Below are 15,064 nucleotides of genomic sequence, written 5' to 3' on the forward strand. Positions count from 1 at the left end.
CATGCGTACGCCGCTGCGGATCGCGGTCGCCCAGCCGCTCACCCGCGCCGAGGACGTCGCCGGCAACGCGGAGCGGCACGCCGCCGCGGTGCGGGCCGCCGGCACCCGGGTGGTGGTCTTCCCCGAGCTGTCCCTGACCGGGTACGAGCTGGCCGCCGCGCCGCTGGACCCGGCCGACGACCGCCTCGCCGCGCTGCGGGCCGCGTGTGCCGGGACCGGGACGCTGGCGCTGGCCGGCGCGCCGGTGGCCGGACCGCACATCGCGGTGCTCGCGGTCGACGGCGAGGGCGCGCGGGTCGCGTACCGGAAGATGTTCCTCGGTGGCGCGGAGCCGCAGCGGTTCCGGCCGGGCCGGGAGCCGGCGGTGCTCGTCGTCGACGGCTGGCGGCTGGGCCTGGCGGTCTGCAAGGACACCGGGACGCCGGCGCACGCGGCGGCGACCGCGGCGCTCGGCGCGGACGCCTACCTGGCCGGGGTGCTGGAGTCGGCCGACGACGCGGCGGTGCCGGACGAACGCGCCCGCCGGGTCGCCGCCGCGCACGGCGTGTGGGTGGCGACGGCGAGCTTCGCCGGGTCGACCGGCGGCGGATACGCGCGGGCGGCCGGCGGCTCGGGCGTCTGGTCACCGGCCGGCGTGCCGGTGGCGCGCGCCGGTGCCGCCCCCGGCGAGCTGGTCACCGCCACCCTGCACTGAGGACGGTCGCCCCGGCGCGGCGGAACACGGTGACCTGGTCAGCCCTGGTCGCCGCCGCGCAGGCGGTCGTAGGCGTCGAGCAGCTCCCGCAGCGCGGCGGCGGTGGTCCCGTCGAGCTTGTCGTCGTCGACCGCGTCCTCGATCCGCTCGTGCAGGTCCTCGATCCGCTTGGCCCGCTCCTTCGGCCGGCCCCGGTCCAGCTCGGTGGCCTTCTTCCGCAGGTCGTCGGCGGTCTTGCGGTCGACCAGCCGGACCGCCTGGGCCCGGTCCAGCAGGTCGGCGAACCGGTCCCGGAGCTGGCGCGCGGTGACCGGCGCGGGTGCGCTCGCGCGGGTCGGCGTCGGCCGGGCGGCGGCCGGCGGGGCAGCCGGCGGGGCGACGGCGCTCGGGCGGCCGGTCGGCGTGGCGGTGGGCGCGGCGGTGGGCGACGGACCGGAGCGGCCGTCGAGCACCAGGGCGCCGACGAGCGCGAGCAGCAGCACGACCGCGCCGGCGACCAGCGCCCCGGTCAGCCGGTTCGGCGGCACCTCCGCGCGGACGGCCGGTGACGCGGCACGCGCCGGGGGCCGCTCGACAAGCGTCGGCGGATGGGTCGCCGGGGTCATGGTGGGCAGGATCGCGGTCGGCGGGTCCACCGGGCGTCCCGCGCCCAGCCGGTCGGCCACCTCGGCGGCGGTGGGACGGCGGGACGGGTCCACCGCCAGGCAGGCCAGGACCAGGTCGGCGACGTCGGCGGGCAGCCCGGGCACCCGGGGCGGCGGCACCGGCGGCCGGCGGTCGCGCAGCTCGACCACGTCGTCCCAGCTCCGCACCGGCAGCGGGGGCCGGCCGGTGAGGCTGCGGTAGAGCAGGACACCGAGCGCGTACACGTCGCCGGCCGGGTGGGTCGGGCCGGGGTCGAGCCGTTCCGGGGCGAAGTACGCCGGGGTGCCGGCCAGCGGCTCGCCGGCCGGTCCGGCCGCCGGGTGCTGCGGGCCGGCCGGCGCGGCGATGCCGAAGTCGAGCACCTTCGCGCCGGTCTCGGTGAGCATCACGTTGGCCGGCTTGACGTCGCGGTGCACCACGCCGATCCGGTGCGCGGCGGCCAGCGCGGCGGCGACCTGCCCGGCCGTACGGACCGCGTCCGGCCAGGCCAGCGGGCCGCCGGCGAGCCGGTCGGCGAGCGTCTGACCCTGCACCAGCTCCATCACCAGGTACGGCGTCACCACGCCGCCGGGCAGCGTCGCCTCGCCGTAGTCGTACACCTGGGTCACGTGCGGGTGGGTGAGTCGCGCCGCGGCGCGGGCCTCGCGCTGGATGGTGGCGCGCAGGTGCGGGTCGGCGGCGAGCCGGCCGGCGAGCGCCTTGACCGCGACCGGGCGGTGCAGCACCTCGTCGTCGGCGCGCCACACCTCGGACATGCCGCCGAGCCCGATGCGTTCGCGCAGGACGTACCGGTCGTGCAGCCGGAGGGCGGGACTGAACGGCGACATGATGCCCCAGTCTGCCCGGCCGGCCCCCGCCGACACCAATCCGAGCCCGGTTCGTCCTGGTCCGCTGCCCGGTCAGGACTTGCGGGCGACCCCGCCGTACATGCTCACGTCGACCACCGTGGGGCGCGGCTCGGGCTCGCCGTCGGCACGCCACTCGGCCACCGAGCAGACGCCCGGCTCGACCAGGTCGAGGCCGTCGAAGAAGCGCACGAACTCGTCCCGGCCGCGCAGGTTGATCACGCCGTGCGGACCGCCGCCGCGGGCGGCCGCCTTCGCCTCGGCGGCGAGGTGCGCCGGCAGGTGGTCGTGGGTGGCGTGCGAGGCGGCCAGGTAGCTGCCCGGCGGCAGCGCGTCCAGCAGCCGGGTGACCGTGGCGTAGGGGTCGTCGGTGTCCGGCACGAAGTGCAGCACCGCCACCAGCATCAGCGCCACCGGTCGGGTGAGGTCGAGCGTGCGACGCAGCTCGGGGTGGGCGAGGATCCGCTCCGGGTCGCGCAGGTCGGCGTCGAGGTAGGCGGTGGCGCCCTCGGGCGTGCTGGTGAGCAGCGCCCGGGCGTGGGCCAGCACGATCGGGTCGTTGTCGACGTAGACCACCCGGGCGCGCGGGTCGACGCCCTGCGCCACCTCGTGGGTGTTGTCCGCGGTGGGGATGCCGGTGCCGATGTCGAGGAACTGGCGGATCCCCGCCTCGGCGGCCAGGTGCCGCACCGCGCGCCGCAGGAACCGCCGGTTCTCCTGGGCGCTGAGCCGGATGGTGGGGAACGCGGCGGCCATCGCGTCGCCGGACTCGCGGTCGGCCTGGAAGTTGTCCTTGCCGCCCAGCCAGTAGTTGTAGCGCCGGGCCGGGTGCGCCACGGACGTGTCGATCCGGTCGGCCGGGTGGCCCGGCTCGGTCGCCGTGCCGCTCGTTTCGCTGGTCAACGCCGCCTCCACGACTCGCGCGCCACCGCCGTGGGATGACGTCCGTCCACTGTCACCGGTTCGCGGCCATGGTATCGCCCGCCGGCGCGGCGGTCAGGCCGGGTACAGCTCGTCGCGGATGCGGGCCAGCAGCTCCCGGGTGCGTTCCGGCGGCGCGGCCTCCACGCACAGCCGCTCCATCGCCTCCGCGTAGTAGTCGAGGTCGTCGCGCTTGTCGAGGTAGATGGCGCTGGTCAGCTGCTCGATGTAGACGATGTCGGGCAGGTCCTCGTCGCCGAAGCGCAGGATGCTGAACGCGCCGCTGGCGGCGGCGTGCCCGCCGGCGGTGAACGGGACGATCTGGAGCCGCACGTGCGGCGCGGCGGTCGCCTCGATCAGCGCGTCGAGTTGCTCGCGCATCACCGCGGGGCCGCCGATCGGCCGGCGCAGCGCCGCCTCGTCCAGCACCGCCCACAACTGCGGTGGGTCGGCGCGGCGCAGCAGCTCCTGACGTTCCATCCGCAGGTCCACCCGCCGGTCCAGCTCCGCCGGCGCCGCGCCGCGGTGCCCGAGCAGGATCACCTCCCGCGCGTACGCGGCGGTCTGCAGCAGGCCCGGCACGAACTGCACCTCGTACGTGCGGATCAGCGCGGCGGCGGCCTCCAGCCCCAGGTAGGACTGGAACCAGCTCGGCAGCACGTCGCCGTAGCGGTGCCACCACCCCGGGCTGTTGGCGTCCCGGGCGAGCTTGAGCAGCGCGGCGCGGTCCTCCTCCGCCGCGACGCCGTAGAGCGTGAGCAGGTCGGCGACGTCGCGTTCCTTGAAGCCGACCCGACCCAGCTCCATCCGGCTGATCTTGGATTCGGAGGAGCGGATCTCCCAGCCGGCGCTCTCCCGGCTGACCGCGGCGCCCTCGCGCAGCCGGCGTAGCTGCGCCCCGAGCAGCATGCGCAGCACCGTCGGACCGCTTGTCGGTCCGCCCTCGACGGGCACCGTCGCCACCTGACCGCCCTCGCATCCCGGCTCCCGACCGGGCGCCCTCCCGGCCGACGAGTAAGCATGCCATGGACCGACAGTGAGGTGAACTCCCCCGGACGGTCTATTTAGTCCCGTGTACGGGACGGCGGGATCAGGTGGTCGAAGTCCCCGTCCCGGGCACCGAGCACGAACGCCGCGATCTCGTCCACGGTGTAGATCAGCGCCGGCCCCTCCGGGTGGCGGGAGTTGCGCACCGCGATGCCCCCACCGCCGGGCAGCTCGGCCAGCTCGACGCAGTTGCCGCTGGGATTGCTGCGGCGGCTCTTCAGCCAGCGCATCGGGGGCAGGTGGGGCACGGGCACGCCGTTGGGGGGCGATTGCATGGGCGTCCTTCTTCGAAGGCCAGCCGAGGCCGCGGGGAGGAGCGGTGGGTGGCGACAGTGTCGACTGAGGAGTGAGATGCACGTGCATCTGCTATTGCATCTGCAATGGACTGCGAGCATGATAACCGAACGTACGGTGTGCCGGGTCGCTCACGTTCGGTGACCCGAACCCGGCCCCCGAGACCGCCCCGCGCGGCCGGGGACTGTGGTGAGGAGGGCGAGTGCCGGACCCGATGACCGTCGCCTCCGGCATCTCCGCCGCCGGCGCGCTGCTCTCCGCCTGGCAACTGCGCCGGCGGGCCCTGCGCGCCGAGTCCGAACTCGAACTGCTCCAGGCCGAGCTGGCCGCCGAACGGCACGCGGCCAGCCACGACCCGCTGACCGGGCTGCCCAACCGCCGCGCGTTCTTCCGGCTGGCCGCCGCCCTGCTCACCGACCCCGTCGGGCAGCCCCTGGTGGCGGTGGTGCTCGACCTCGACGACTTCAAGCAGATCAACGACCGCTTCGGGCACGCCGCCGGCGACCAGGTCCTGGTCAGCGTCGCCCAGCGGCTGGCCGCGTTCGCCGGCAACAACCTGGTGGCCCGCCTCGGCGGCGACGAGTTCGCCGGCCTGCTGGCCAGCCCGACGGCCGACCGGCGCTGGATCGAGCACGCCACCCGCCGGCTCTACGAGGCGCTCGCCGCGCCGATCCCGCTCGGTGGCCGCAGCATCCGGGTCACCGCCTCGGTCGGGCTCGCCCCGGTCCACGGCCCCGCGCACCTCACCGACGCGCTGTGCCGCGCCGACGCCGCCATGTACGAGGCGAAGACGCTCGGTGCCGCCCGCGCGCCCCGCCAACTCGTCGCCGAGCACTGACGGTCACCCGGCTGCCGGTGGGCCGGCCGGATCAGCGGCCGGCGACGTCCGGCCGCCCCGGTCGGGCCGCCCCGGTCAGCGCCAGCCGTAGCCGGCGCGCAACGCCGTCCCGACCCGGTCGAACCGGGACCGGTCGAGCACCGCGCCCTCGCGACGGATGCTGTCCTCGCGCATGGTGAGCACCCGGTCCAGGCGGACCCAACTGGGCCGCTTCTCCCGATCCCACTCCCCCGGGCCCAGCGACAGCCAGTGCCGCTGGCCGTCCCGGTCGCTCTGGCTGGACAGCATCAGCCCGAACAGGGTGCGGCTGTGCCGGCCCACCACCAGCACCGGCCGGTCCTTGCCCTGCCGGGGATCGTCCTCGTAGGGCACCCAGGTCCAGACGATCTCGCCCGGGTCCGCCTGCCCGTCCGGCTCCGGCGCGTACGACAGCTCGCGGCGCTGCAACGCGCTGACCTGGCGCCGGCGCGCGACCTGGGCCGGGATCGGCCCTCCGGCGCCCGCCGGCGCGGCCCCGGTGATCCGACCGAGCCGGGACGCCACGTTCCTCAACAGACCTGCCACGGCGGGCAGCCTATCCCCTCGGCACCCGGGGAATCCGGTGGCGGTCGCCCGCCGGGCGCTGCCGGCCGAGGTGGCCCGGGTGATCGACGCCGACCGACCGGCGGCGGCCCCGGCGGGCACGCCGGCCGGTCAGGCCGGGCGGCGGGCGAGGGCGAGGCTGGTGCGCAGGTCCAGCACGACGGTGCCGCCGAAGCCGTCGACCGCCGCGCCGACCGCGGCCCGGACCCGCTCGCGCAGCTCCGGCGGGCGGCGCAACTGCGGCGAGAACGTGTCCACCAACCGCAGGTACGCCGCGGTGTCCAGCGGCACCGCGCGACGGAACCGGGACAGCCGCACGTCGGTGAAGCACCCGCTGTCGACGATGTCGTCGCGGAACCACCCGTCGGGGCGGTCGCCCCGGTCGGCCGGGTCGGCGGTGGAGAACGCGGCCCGGATCGCCTCGCCCTGCGCGTCCTCGACGTAGGCGTAGCGGTGGCTGAGGACCGCGAGCGTGCCGCCGGGGCGCAGCGCGTCCCGGGCGCGCTGGTTACGGGTGGCCGGGTCCAGCCAGTGCCAGGCCATCGCGCAGGCCAGCGCCGCGACGCCGCCGGGCGGCGGGCTCCACCGCTCGAAGCTCGACGTCACCACGTCCACGCCCGGGAACCGCTCGGCGAGCACCCGGGCCATCCGGGTGTCCGGCTCGACGCAGGTGGTGGCCGCGCCGAGGGCGAGCAGCGCCGCGGTGGCCAGGCCGGTGCCGGCGCCGACCTCGACCAGGGTCTCCGGCGGGCCGCCGTGGTAGGCGCGGATCGCATCGGCGAAATCGGCCGGGTAGCCCGGGCGCGCCTCGTGGTAGGTGCCGGCCGTCTCCCCGAACAGTTGCGACATGCCCCCATCCTGCCAGCGCGAACGGCGTCCACGGGTGCCGCGCGCGGTCGGGTCAACGGGGTCCCGTTCCTCTACCGCAGGCGTTAAGAAGGGGCCCCTCCTTAAGCTGCGGGCATGGAATTGCCTGACGACTATCCGGTGGTGCGGCGGCGGGCGGTGCGGGTGGTGGTGCTCGACGTCGCCGACCGGGTGCTGCTGTTCCACACCCGCGACCCGGAGCATCCCGACCTGGGCGTGTGGTGGGAGCTGCCCGGCGGTGGCCTGGACCCGGGTGAGACGTACCGGGAGGCGGCGGTGCGGGAGCTGCGCGAGGAGACCGGCATGGTGGTCGCGCCGGACGAGATCGGCGCGCCGACCTGGCGACGGCGGGCCAGCTTCCGGCACCGGCAGCGACGACACCTGCAGGACGAGGTGGTGGTGCCGGTGCGGCTGGCCGGCCCCGGACCGGCGGTGGACGGGACGAACCGGCTGGACTACGAGGTGGAGGACTACTTCGGGTTCCGGTGGTGGCCGCTGGCCGAGGTGCTCGCCGACCGGCCGCGCTGCTATCCCGGCCGGCTGCCGGAGCTGCTGCCGGCGTTCCTCGCCGGTACGGAGATCGACGAGCCGTTCGAACTGTGGTCGTGACCGGGGTGCCGGCCGGCGCGCCAGCGGGCAGAGTGGAGCGGTGACTCCTCTCCACGCACCCCTGGCCCAGTACGCCGAGCGGCTGCACCGCGCCGCCGGCGACACCCACCACGTCGCCTCGCCGCTGGGCGCCTGGCTGCTGCTGGCGTTGACCGGCCCGGCCGCCACCGGCGAAGCCCGGGCGGCGCTGGCCGAGGCGCTGGGCGTCGACCCGGACGACGCCGCCGCGTCGGCGCGGGCGTTGCTCGCCGCGCCGCACCCGATGGTCGCCGCGGCCACCGCGCTGTGGGAGCGCACCCCCTTCGAGGAACTGGCCGAGTGGCGGGCCGCCCTGCCCGCGCCCACCGAGCGGGGTCCGCTGCCCGACCAGGCGGCGCTGGACGCCTGGGCCCGGGACCGGACCGGCGGCCTGATCGAGAGCTTCCCGGTGGACGTCACCCCGGAGACGCTGCTGATCCTGGCCAACGCGCTGGCCACGCGCGTCTCCTGGGCCGACCCGTTCGCGGTCGCGCCGGCCGCCGAGCTGGGCCCGGGCAGCGCCTGGACCGGCCGGCTGCGGCAGGTGCTCCGCACGCCCCCGGTCGGGCACCGCTGCTGGGTGTCGGCCACCGAGCGGGCCGGTGACGTGGCGGTGCACGTGGCGCCGGCGCGCCAGGCCGACGACGGCGCCGGGATGCTCGTGGTGTCGGTCGTCGCCGCGCCGGACGTGCCACCCGTCGACGTGCTGGCCGCCGCGCGGGACCTGGCCGTCCTCGCCGCCACCGTCGAGGACGGGCCGGTGCCGGGGCGACGGTCGCTGTTCGACCTGCCGCTGGGCGAGGGGCCGCTGTGGACGCTGCGGGAGGAGCCGACCCGGACCTTCGCCCCCGACCGCCGGGAGGAACGCGCCACCGCCGTGCTGCCGTGCTGGGCGGCGCGCAGCCGGCACGATCTGACCCGGGCCGGGTTCGGCTTCGACGCGGCGGCGCGGGCGCTGGGCGAGCTGCTCGGGCTGGCCGAGCCGCCGTTCGCCGCGGCCCAGTCGGCGGTGGCGCGGTTCGGCCGGTACGGCTTCGAGGCCGCCGCGGTGACCGCGTTCGGGATGGTGGCCGGGCTGCCCCCGGAGGGCGTCGCCCGCGTGGCGGACCTGCGCTTCGCCCACCCGTACGCGGTGGTCGCGGTCGCCACCGACGCCGCGGGCGGCCCCTGGCACGCGCTCCCGGTCTATTCCGCCTGGGTCGCGGACCCGGAGGACGTCCCGGCCGACGAGGCCCGCTGACGCCCGTCGGCGTCGAGGATCTGCTCCCGCAGGATGTCCGCGTGCCCGCAGTGCTGCGCGAGCTCGCGCAGCACGTGCAGGTAGACCCACCGCAGCGGGAGCGGCCCCCGTCGGTGCCCGCGCAGCACGTCGTCCGGCCCGAGGGACGACGTCGCCCGCCGCGACGCCTCGCAGGCGTCGCGGTGGGCCTGCCGGACCGTGGCGATCGTGTCGCCGTCGTCGAGGACGAACGAGTCCGCCGACCGCTCGGGGATGCCGATCCGCGCGCGGGACCGGCCGGTGACCGCCTCGTCGAACCAGACCTTCTCCACGAACGTCGCGTGCTTCACCAAGCCCAGCAGCGTGGTCCGGGAGGGCACCAGCGACCGGCGCGCCTGCTCCTCGGTCAGCCCGTCCAGGCAGCCGTCGAGCGCCGCGCGGTGCTCGTCGAGGAACGCCTCGAACTGGCCGCCGGCCGGCAGCGCCACGACCCGGTCCGCGAAGGTGGGTGGGAAGGCGGGCATGCCCGAAGCATGCCAGAACGTGCTCCGGCGCGGGCGTCCGGCCGGGTCAGCCCGCGCTGAGGTCGGTGCGACGCACGAGCCACCAGACGACGAGCAGGGCCAGCGCGGCCAGGCCCAGATAGCCGGACGCGACGATCAGGTGGAACTCGGGGATCCGGCTGCCCGGCTGGTACTGCAGGTGCTGCTGCAGATGGTGGTCGGCGAAGCAGGTGAACGTCTCGCCGCTGCCGTTGTCCGGCGGGCAGAGCCGCTGCAGCTCCACGCCGGTGAGCTCGCGGCCGGAGGCGTCGAACGCGCCGGACGGCCCGTCGAGGCCGTAGTCGATCATGCCGCCGCTGACGACCAGGGCGTTGTCGCGCAGCACGTCCAGGTTCGGCCCGCCGATGGGCCGGTGCGCGGACAGCGGCTGCATCAGCGTGGGGTACCGCCACTGGACGAGGTAGGTCAGGCCGACGAAGCCCGCGATCGCCACGAACACGGCCGGGAGCGTACGCCGGAGCGCGGCGCCGAGCGCGACGCCGACCGCGAACCAGGCGAGGCTGATCGCCACCGGCAGCATCCCGGTGTTCACAAACGGCAGGTACTCGAAGAGGGTCACCGGCGCGACCAGGGCGATCGTCCGCTGGAGGTGGTCGCTGACGCCGCCCACGACCGCGGTCACCGCAGCCACGAACAGGCCGAGCGCGCCGAGCCTGCTCCACAGCCAGCGGGTCGGCGAGACGTCCTGGCTCCAGGCCAGCAGCAGGGTCCGCTGCTCGTGCTCCCGGCTCAGCACCGGAACGCCGACGAACAGGCCGATCAGCAGCGGCATGTACTGCACGACCCGCGCCAGCGAGTCCAGGGTCAGCGCCAGCGCCCCGGAGCCGGCGAGCCGCCGGCTCTGCGGGGAGTTGTCCGGGCAGAACGACTCGTGGCACTGGTGCCACAGGTCCGTCAGCTCCGTCGACAGGTAGGTCATCCAGCCCACCAGGACCGCGGCCAGGACGAGGGTGCCGATCAGGGTCCAGCGGTGCTGGCGCCAGGTCAGCCACAGCAGGCCGCGCAGCCCGCCGCCGGACCCGGGATCCTCCGGGCGCTGGTCGGGGACCGCGTCGGCCACCAGGAAGCCCGCGCCCGCCCGGCCCTCGCTCCGCTCGGTGCGTTCGCTCATGCCGTGCCAGCCGGGCATGCCCTCACGGCCCTCGCTCCGCTCGGTGCGTTCGCTCATGCCGCCGCCTCCCGGGCACGGTGCGCCGCCGCCGACGCCTTCAGGTGGGTGAGGATCAGCTCGTCCAGGGTGAGGGGCTGGACGGTCCAGCCGGGGGCGACGACGGCGTGCGCGGTCGGCTCCGGCGGTCGCCGGAGCACGAACGTGGACTGCCGGTCGGTGTGCTGGGCCTGGACGACCGTGCCCGGGCCGGGCGGTTGGTCCGCGCGGGGTCCGGTCATGCGGACGTGGCCGTCGAGCAGCTCCTCGACGTCGCCGGTGAGCACGGGCCGACCCGCGTCGAGCAGCAGCAGATGGTCGCCGACGCCGCTGAGCTCGGCGATGATGTGGGTCGACAGCATGACCGTCATGTCGCCGTCGGCGGCCTCCGCCATGAGTTCGCCAGTCACCTCGGTGCGGGCCACCGGGTCCAGGTTCGCGAGCGGTTCGTCCAGCAGCAGCACGACCGGCCGGGAACCCAGCGCGACCGCCAGCGCGACCTGCGCCCGCTGCCCGCCGGAGAGCCGGCCGCAGCGACGGTCCAGCGGGATGTCGAAGCGCGCCAACCAGGACAGCGCCCGCCGCTGGTCCCACACCCGGTTGGTCGACCGGCCGAAGCGGAGCATGTCCGACACGTTGAAGTCCCGGTAGAGCGACTTGTCCTGGGCCAGGATCGCGACCCGGCTCCCGGCGTCGCCCGACTCCCCCCGCGCCACCGGCCGGCCGTGGACCAGCAGCGAGCCATGGGTGGCCGCCAGCGTGCCGGCGATGATGCTCAGCAGCGTCGACTTACCGGCGCCGTTCGCGCCGACCAGCGCGACGATGCGGCCGGCGGGCAGCTCGAAGCTGCACTCCCGCAGCGCCCAGACGCTGCCGTAGCGCCGGCTCACGTCACGCGCCCGCACGGCGACGGACCGCTCGCTCATGCTGTGCCGACCGGGCACGCCCTCACGGCCCTCGCTGCGCTCGGTGCGCTCACCCGTGCCGAACCGACCGGGCACGCCCTCACGGCCCTCGCTCATGCGGCGCCCTCCTTCTTCGGGAGCCCGCCGCCCGGCGCCACGCGCGCGCCCGGCCGGGTCGAGTTCTCCACGATCACCGACGCGAGCAGCGCCTGGACGTCCTCGTCCTCCAGGCCGGCGTCGCGGGCCTGGCCCAACCACCGGGCCAGGCTGGCGCGCAGGCGGGCCATGGCGTGCGGGTCGGCGTCGCCGAGCGTGCCGGTGACGAAGGTGCCCGCGCCCTGCCTCGCCTCCACCAGGCCGGACAGTTCCAGCTCCCGGTAGGCCTTGAGCACCGTGGTCGGGTTGACCGTGCACGAGGTCACCACGCTGCGCACGGTGGGGAGCTGGTCGCCGGGTCGCAGCGTCCCGATCCGCAGCCCCTCGCGCACCTGGCGGACCAGTTGGGCGTACGCGGGGACGCTGCTGGACCGGTCGACGTGGAAATTGATCACCTGGTGGCCTCCCTGCCCGCGCGGCGGCGCAAATTGTTCTGCTTAAGTAGAACACCAGCCAACCAACATGACAAGGACCGCACCGCAGCTCACCGGCGACCGGCGATCCCGTCGAGCACGATGGTCAGGTTGTGGTGGAAGGTCTCCGCCGCGTCGAGGTGCGCGCCGTCGACCACGAGCCGGGCGACCGTGGGATAGCGACCCGTGTCGAGCATGCGGGTCAGGTAGGGCCCGAGCGCGGACTGCCAGGCGGACACGTCGACACCCGTCGCCCGCGCGGTGCGCCGCTCGGTGACCTCCCGGCGCAGCGCCCCGACGAGGTACGCGTTGAAGGCGCCCAGCGCCCGCTGGAGGTCGTCGACGTCGCGTACGCCCGGGGCGCGGGCGAGCGCCGCGGCGGTCGCCTCACCGACGGCGAGCGCGTGCGGCCCCAGGTGTGGCCGCGCGCCGAGCAGGTCGACGAACCACTCGTGGTCGAGCGCGGCCTCGCGGGTCGCCGAGGCCAGGGCGCGCGCGGCGGCACGCCACCCGTCCTGGGTGGCGGTCCCGGCGATCCCGGCGTAGACCGCGTCGACCATCAGGTCGAGCAGCTCGGAGCGGTGGAGGACGTAGTCGTAGAGCCGCATCGGGCCGACACCCAGCTCCTTGGCGATCTTGCGGAGGGAGAGCCCGTCGAGGCCGTCCGCGTCGGCGATCCGGGTCGCGGTGGCGGCGATCTTCGCGCGGGTCAGCGGCACCGGCGTCGCGCGGGGTCGGGGCTCGGGCCGTTCCCAGACCGGCAGGGGTACGTTACCGTACGTCGTATCCACAAAATACAGCGTACGGTAAAGGAGGCGACGATGCGCGTCGCGATCGTCGGCGGCGGCCTCGGTGGCCTGACGCTGGCCCGGATCCTGCACCGCCACGGCCTCGGCGCGGCGGTGTACGAGCGCGAGTCGCACCGGGCCGAGCGCACCCAGGGCGGCTCGCTCGACCTGCACCCGGAGTCCGGGCAGCGGGCCCTGGCCGCCGCAGGCCTGGAGGCGCGGTTCCGGTCCGAGGCGAGGCCGCAGGGCGAGGAGCACCGCATCCTCGACCCGGCCGGGCGCGTCCTCGTGCACCACCGGCCGCGACCCGGCTCGTTCGCCGGCCGACCCGAGATCGACCGTCGGGTGCTGCGTGACCTGCTGCTCGACTCGCTCCCCGAGGACACGGTGGCGTGGGATCACCGGCTCGTCGCCGCCGAGCCGCGACCCGACGGCGGCTTCCGGCTGGCGTTCCACGGCGGCCGGCACGCCGACTGCGACGTGCTCGTCGGCGCGGACGGCGCCCGTTCGGTGGTCCGGCCGCTGCTGACCGACGCGACGCCGTCGGCCGTGTCCACGCTGGTGTCGCTCACCGTCGACGACGCCGACCGGCGCCACCCGGCGCTCGCCGACCTGGTCGGCCCGGGCAACCTCTGGTGCGTGGGCGAGCGCCGGATCCTGTCCGGGCAACGCCTCGGCGACGGCAGCATCCGGGTCGGGATCTCACTGCCGGCCGACGACCGCGACCTCGACACCTACCGCAGCAAGCGGGCCCTGCTCGACCTGTTCGCCGGCTGGGATCCCCGCCTCACCGCGCTCATCGAGGCCGGCGACGGCCCACCCGTCCCGCACCGGGCCGAGGTGCTGCCCGTCGGCACCCGCTGGCCCCACCGACCCGGCGTCACCCTGCTCGGCGACGCCGCGCACCTGATGCCGCCGGTCGGCGAGGGCGCCAACCAGGCCATGCTCGACGCCGCCGACCTCGCCGCCGCGCTCGCCGCGGACCCGGCCGACCCGGACGCGGCGATCCGGGCGTACGAGGAGGCGATGTTCGCCCGGGTCCAGCCGATCGCCGAGATGTGCGTCCGGGTGCAGGCGATGATGCTCTCCCCCACCGCGGCCGACGACCTGGTCCGCTTCTTCACGCCCCGGCCGGCCGACTGACCGCGCCGGGATCGGTCAGGACGTGGCCGCGCGCGGGCCGTAGCGGTCGGCGGCGCGCGCCTTCGCCTTGGCGGCCTCCACCTCGCGGTCCCGCGACGGCGCCTTGGTGACGAGGCGGTCCAGCAGGGTCCGGGTGGCCTCGGTGACCGCGCGGACCGCCTCGTCGAACGCCTCCTCGTTGGCCGCGGACGGCCGGGTGGCGCCGCTGACCTTGCGCACGTACTGCAGGGCGGCGGCCTCGATCTCGTCGGCGGTCGCGGGCGGCTCGAAGTTGTGGAGCACGCGAATGTTCCGGCACATGCCTCCACCATGCCAGCACGCACCGACTATTTGCTTGACAGCCCGGCGTGACCTGCGGCAGTCTTGCCGCCGACCACGCGTTCGGCGTGGCACGACGCACGAGGGAATGACGCCTGTGATCCAGGTAGGCCCAGCGGCCGCCTGAGTGTCGACCGCGCGACGGAGGACCGTCGCGCCGCTCGGCCATCGGTTCGGCGGTCCGACGCATCGATCGTCCACCGTCCGTCCTTTTCCTTTGTCGAGGTTTCCCGTGATCTTGGACAATCGCGTCCAGCAGTGCGTCGTCGCCACCCTGTCGGCCCGTCCCGCGCCGGTGGCGGTGGGGCCGTTCGTGGTGGGTGTCGACCCGACCACGACCAGCCCGCACATCAACTACGCCACCCCCCGGCCGGGCTCGACCGTCACCGCGGCCGACGTCACCGCGCTGGTCGCCGCGTTCCGCGCCGCCGGTCGCAAGCCCCGCCTGGAGTACGTCGCCCGGTGCGCCCCCGGTCTGGAGGCGCTGCTCACCGCCGCCGGGTTCGTCGTGGAGGCCCGGCACACCTACCTGGTCTGCCTGCCCGACACGTTGCGCACGCCGCCCACCCCCGCCGGCGTCGACCTCGTCGAGCCGCGCACCGACGACCAGCGGGCCGCGCTGGTCGCCGCGCAGAACGAGGCCTTCGGCCAGGCGGCGGTGGCCACCGGGGCGGACGTGGCCCGGCTGCGGCGCCAGCAGGCGGCCGGTGGCGTGGCAGTCACGGCGGTCACCTCGTCCGGCGCCTGCGCGGGTGGCGGCGGGGCGGCCCCGCCGGCCGACGCGGTGAGCGAGGTCGCCGGCATCGCCGTCCGCGAGCCGTACCGCCGGCGGGGGCTGGCCGGGGCGATCACCGCCGCGACCACCCGCCGGCTCTTCGACGCCGGCGTCGAGGTGGCCTGGCTGGAGGCCGGCGGCGCGGACTCCTGGCGGGTGTACGAGCGGGTCGGCTACCGGCCGGCCGGGGAACGGCTCTACGTGGCCGCCGACTGACACCGCGTCGACCAAGGAGTTCGCGTCGGCCCCGAAGCCGGGAACCGACGCGAACTCCTTG

The 15,064-nt window shown here is 75.8% G+C and carries 18 protein-coding genes; 6 read left to right on the forward strand and 12 right to left on the reverse strand.

Annotated features, from left to right (window positions below):
* Position 1 precedes the first annotated feature (1 nt).
* Complete coding sequence (locus tag H1D33_RS11820; RefSeq protein WP_181568018.1) at positions 2-694, forward strand: carbon-nitrogen hydrolase family protein; 693 nt, start codon at positions 2-4, stop codon at positions 692-694.
* Between the two features lie 38 nt (positions 695-732).
* On the opposite strand, the gene H1D33_RS11825 is transcribed toward H1D33_RS11820, so the two are convergent.
* The 4 genes from H1D33_RS11825 to H1D33_RS11840 form a co-directional block, all read right to left on the reverse strand.
* Positions 733-2,166, reverse strand: a complete 1,434-nt coding sequence (locus H1D33_RS11825) for a serine/threonine-protein kinase (protein WP_181568017.1) — start codon at positions 2,164-2,166, stop codon at positions 733-735.
* Between the two features lie 72 nt (positions 2,167-2,238).
* On the reverse strand, positions 2,239-3,087 hold the full coding sequence (locus H1D33_RS11830) for an SAM-dependent methyltransferase (RefSeq protein ID WP_181568016.1): 849 nt from the start codon (positions 3,085-3,087) through the stop codon (positions 2,239-2,241).
* 93 nt (positions 3,088-3,180) lie between these two features.
* Positions 3,181-4,068, reverse strand: coding sequence for a helix-turn-helix domain-containing protein (locus H1D33_RS11835; RefSeq protein ID WP_181568015.1), 888 nt, complete (start codon positions 4,066-4,068; stop codon positions 3,181-3,183).
* Positions 4,069-4,169: 101 nt separating this feature from the next.
* Entirely contained in the window at positions 4,170-4,427 is a 258-nt protein-coding gene (locus H1D33_RS11840) for a DUF397 domain-containing protein (protein WP_181568014.1), read from the reverse strand.
* Positions 4,428-4,648: 221 nt separating this feature from the next.
* On the opposite strand from H1D33_RS11840, the gene H1D33_RS11845 reads away from it, so the two are divergent.
* Positions 4,649-5,284, forward strand: a complete 636-nt coding sequence (locus H1D33_RS11845; RefSeq protein WP_181568013.1) for a GGDEF domain-containing protein — start codon at positions 4,649-4,651, stop codon at positions 5,282-5,284.
* Positions 5,285-5,359: 75 nt separating this feature from the next.
* Here the strand turns inward: H1D33_RS11845 and H1D33_RS11850 are convergent, their stop codons facing one another.
* Positions 5,360-5,848: a type II toxin-antitoxin system PemK/MazF family toxin gene (locus tag H1D33_RS11850; protein ID WP_181568012.1), complete on the reverse strand. Its 489-nt coding sequence runs from the start codon at positions 5,846-5,848 to the stop codon at positions 5,360-5,362.
* A 129-nt stretch (positions 5,849-5,977) separates the two neighbouring features.
* Complete coding sequence (locus H1D33_RS11855; RefSeq protein ID WP_181568011.1) at positions 5,978-6,715, reverse strand: class I SAM-dependent methyltransferase; 738 nt, start codon at positions 6,713-6,715, stop codon at positions 5,978-5,980.
* A 114-nt stretch (positions 6,716-6,829) separates the two neighbouring features.
* Here H1D33_RS11855 and H1D33_RS11860 point away from each other — a divergent pair, with 114 nt between their 5' ends.
* Entirely contained in the window at positions 6,830-7,342 is a 513-nt protein-coding gene (locus tag H1D33_RS11860; protein WP_181568010.1) for an NUDIX hydrolase, read from the forward strand.
* A gap of 40 nt (positions 7,343-7,382) precedes the next feature.
* Positions 7,383-8,600, forward strand: a complete 1,218-nt coding sequence (locus H1D33_RS11865) for a serpin family protein (protein ID WP_181568009.1) — start codon at positions 7,383-7,385, stop codon at positions 8,598-8,600.
* Here the strand turns inward: H1D33_RS11865 and H1D33_RS11870 are convergent.
* From H1D33_RS11870 to H1D33_RS11890, 5 genes are all read right to left on the reverse strand, one after another.
* Positions 8,546-9,103 (reverse strand): DinB family protein, encoded by a 558-nt coding sequence (locus H1D33_RS11870; RefSeq protein ID WP_181568008.1) that lies wholly within the window; start codon positions 9,101-9,103, stop codon positions 8,546-8,548. The two genes, H1D33_RS11865 and H1D33_RS11870, sit on opposite strands and share 55 nt — an antisense overlap.
* A gap of 46 nt (positions 9,104-9,149) precedes the next feature.
* On the reverse strand, positions 9,150-10,310 hold the full coding sequence (locus tag H1D33_RS11875) for an ABC transporter permease (RefSeq protein WP_246411432.1): 1,161 nt from the start codon (positions 10,308-10,310) through the stop codon (positions 9,150-9,152).
* Positions 10,307-11,311 carry an ABC transporter ATP-binding protein gene (locus H1D33_RS11880; protein ID WP_246411430.1) on the reverse strand — a complete coding sequence of 335 codons (1,005 nt, stop codon included), beginning with the start codon at positions 11,309-11,311 and terminating at the stop codon, positions 10,307-10,309. The genes H1D33_RS11875 and H1D33_RS11880 overlap by 4 nt, the downstream gene beginning before the upstream one ends.
* Positions 11,308-11,745, reverse strand: coding sequence for a GntR family transcriptional regulator (locus tag H1D33_RS11885; protein WP_246411428.1), 438 nt, complete (start codon positions 11,743-11,745; stop codon positions 11,308-11,310). The genes H1D33_RS11880 and H1D33_RS11885 overlap by 4 nt, the downstream gene beginning before the upstream one ends.
* Positions 11,746-11,834: 89 nt before the next feature.
* Positions 11,835-12,554: a TetR/AcrR family transcriptional regulator gene (locus H1D33_RS11890; protein ID WP_246411427.1), complete on the reverse strand. Its 720-nt coding sequence runs from the start codon at positions 12,552-12,554 to the stop codon at positions 11,835-11,837.
* Positions 12,555-12,584: 30 nt separating this feature from the next.
* Between H1D33_RS11890 and H1D33_RS11895 the strand changes: the two genes are divergently transcribed.
* The gene (locus H1D33_RS11895) at positions 12,585-13,694 is read left to right on the forward strand and encodes an FAD-dependent oxidoreductase (RefSeq protein WP_181568007.1); all 1,110 of its coding nucleotides are present in this window, start codon (positions 12,585-12,587) and stop codon (positions 13,692-13,694) included.
* Between the two features lie 15 nt (positions 13,695-13,709).
* On the opposite strand, the gene H1D33_RS11900 is transcribed toward H1D33_RS11895, so the two are convergent.
* Positions 13,710-13,994: a DUF2277 domain-containing protein gene (locus tag H1D33_RS11900; RefSeq protein WP_181568006.1), complete on the reverse strand. Its 285-nt coding sequence runs from the start codon at positions 13,992-13,994 to the stop codon at positions 13,710-13,712.
* A 250-nt stretch (positions 13,995-14,244) separates the two neighbouring features.
* On the opposite strand from H1D33_RS11900, the gene H1D33_RS11905 reads away from it, so the two are divergent.
* Positions 14,245-15,003 carry a GNAT family N-acetyltransferase gene (locus H1D33_RS11905; RefSeq protein ID WP_246411426.1) on the forward strand — a complete coding sequence of 253 codons (759 nt, stop codon included), beginning with the start codon at positions 14,245-14,247 and terminating at the stop codon, positions 15,001-15,003.
* Positions 15,004-15,064 lie beyond the last annotated feature (61 nt).

The sequence above is a fragment of the Micromonospora ferruginea genome, from assembly GCF_013694245.2.
Taxonomy (GTDB): Bacteria; Actinomycetota; Actinomycetes; order Mycobacteriales; family Micromonosporaceae; genus Micromonospora; species Micromonospora robiginosa.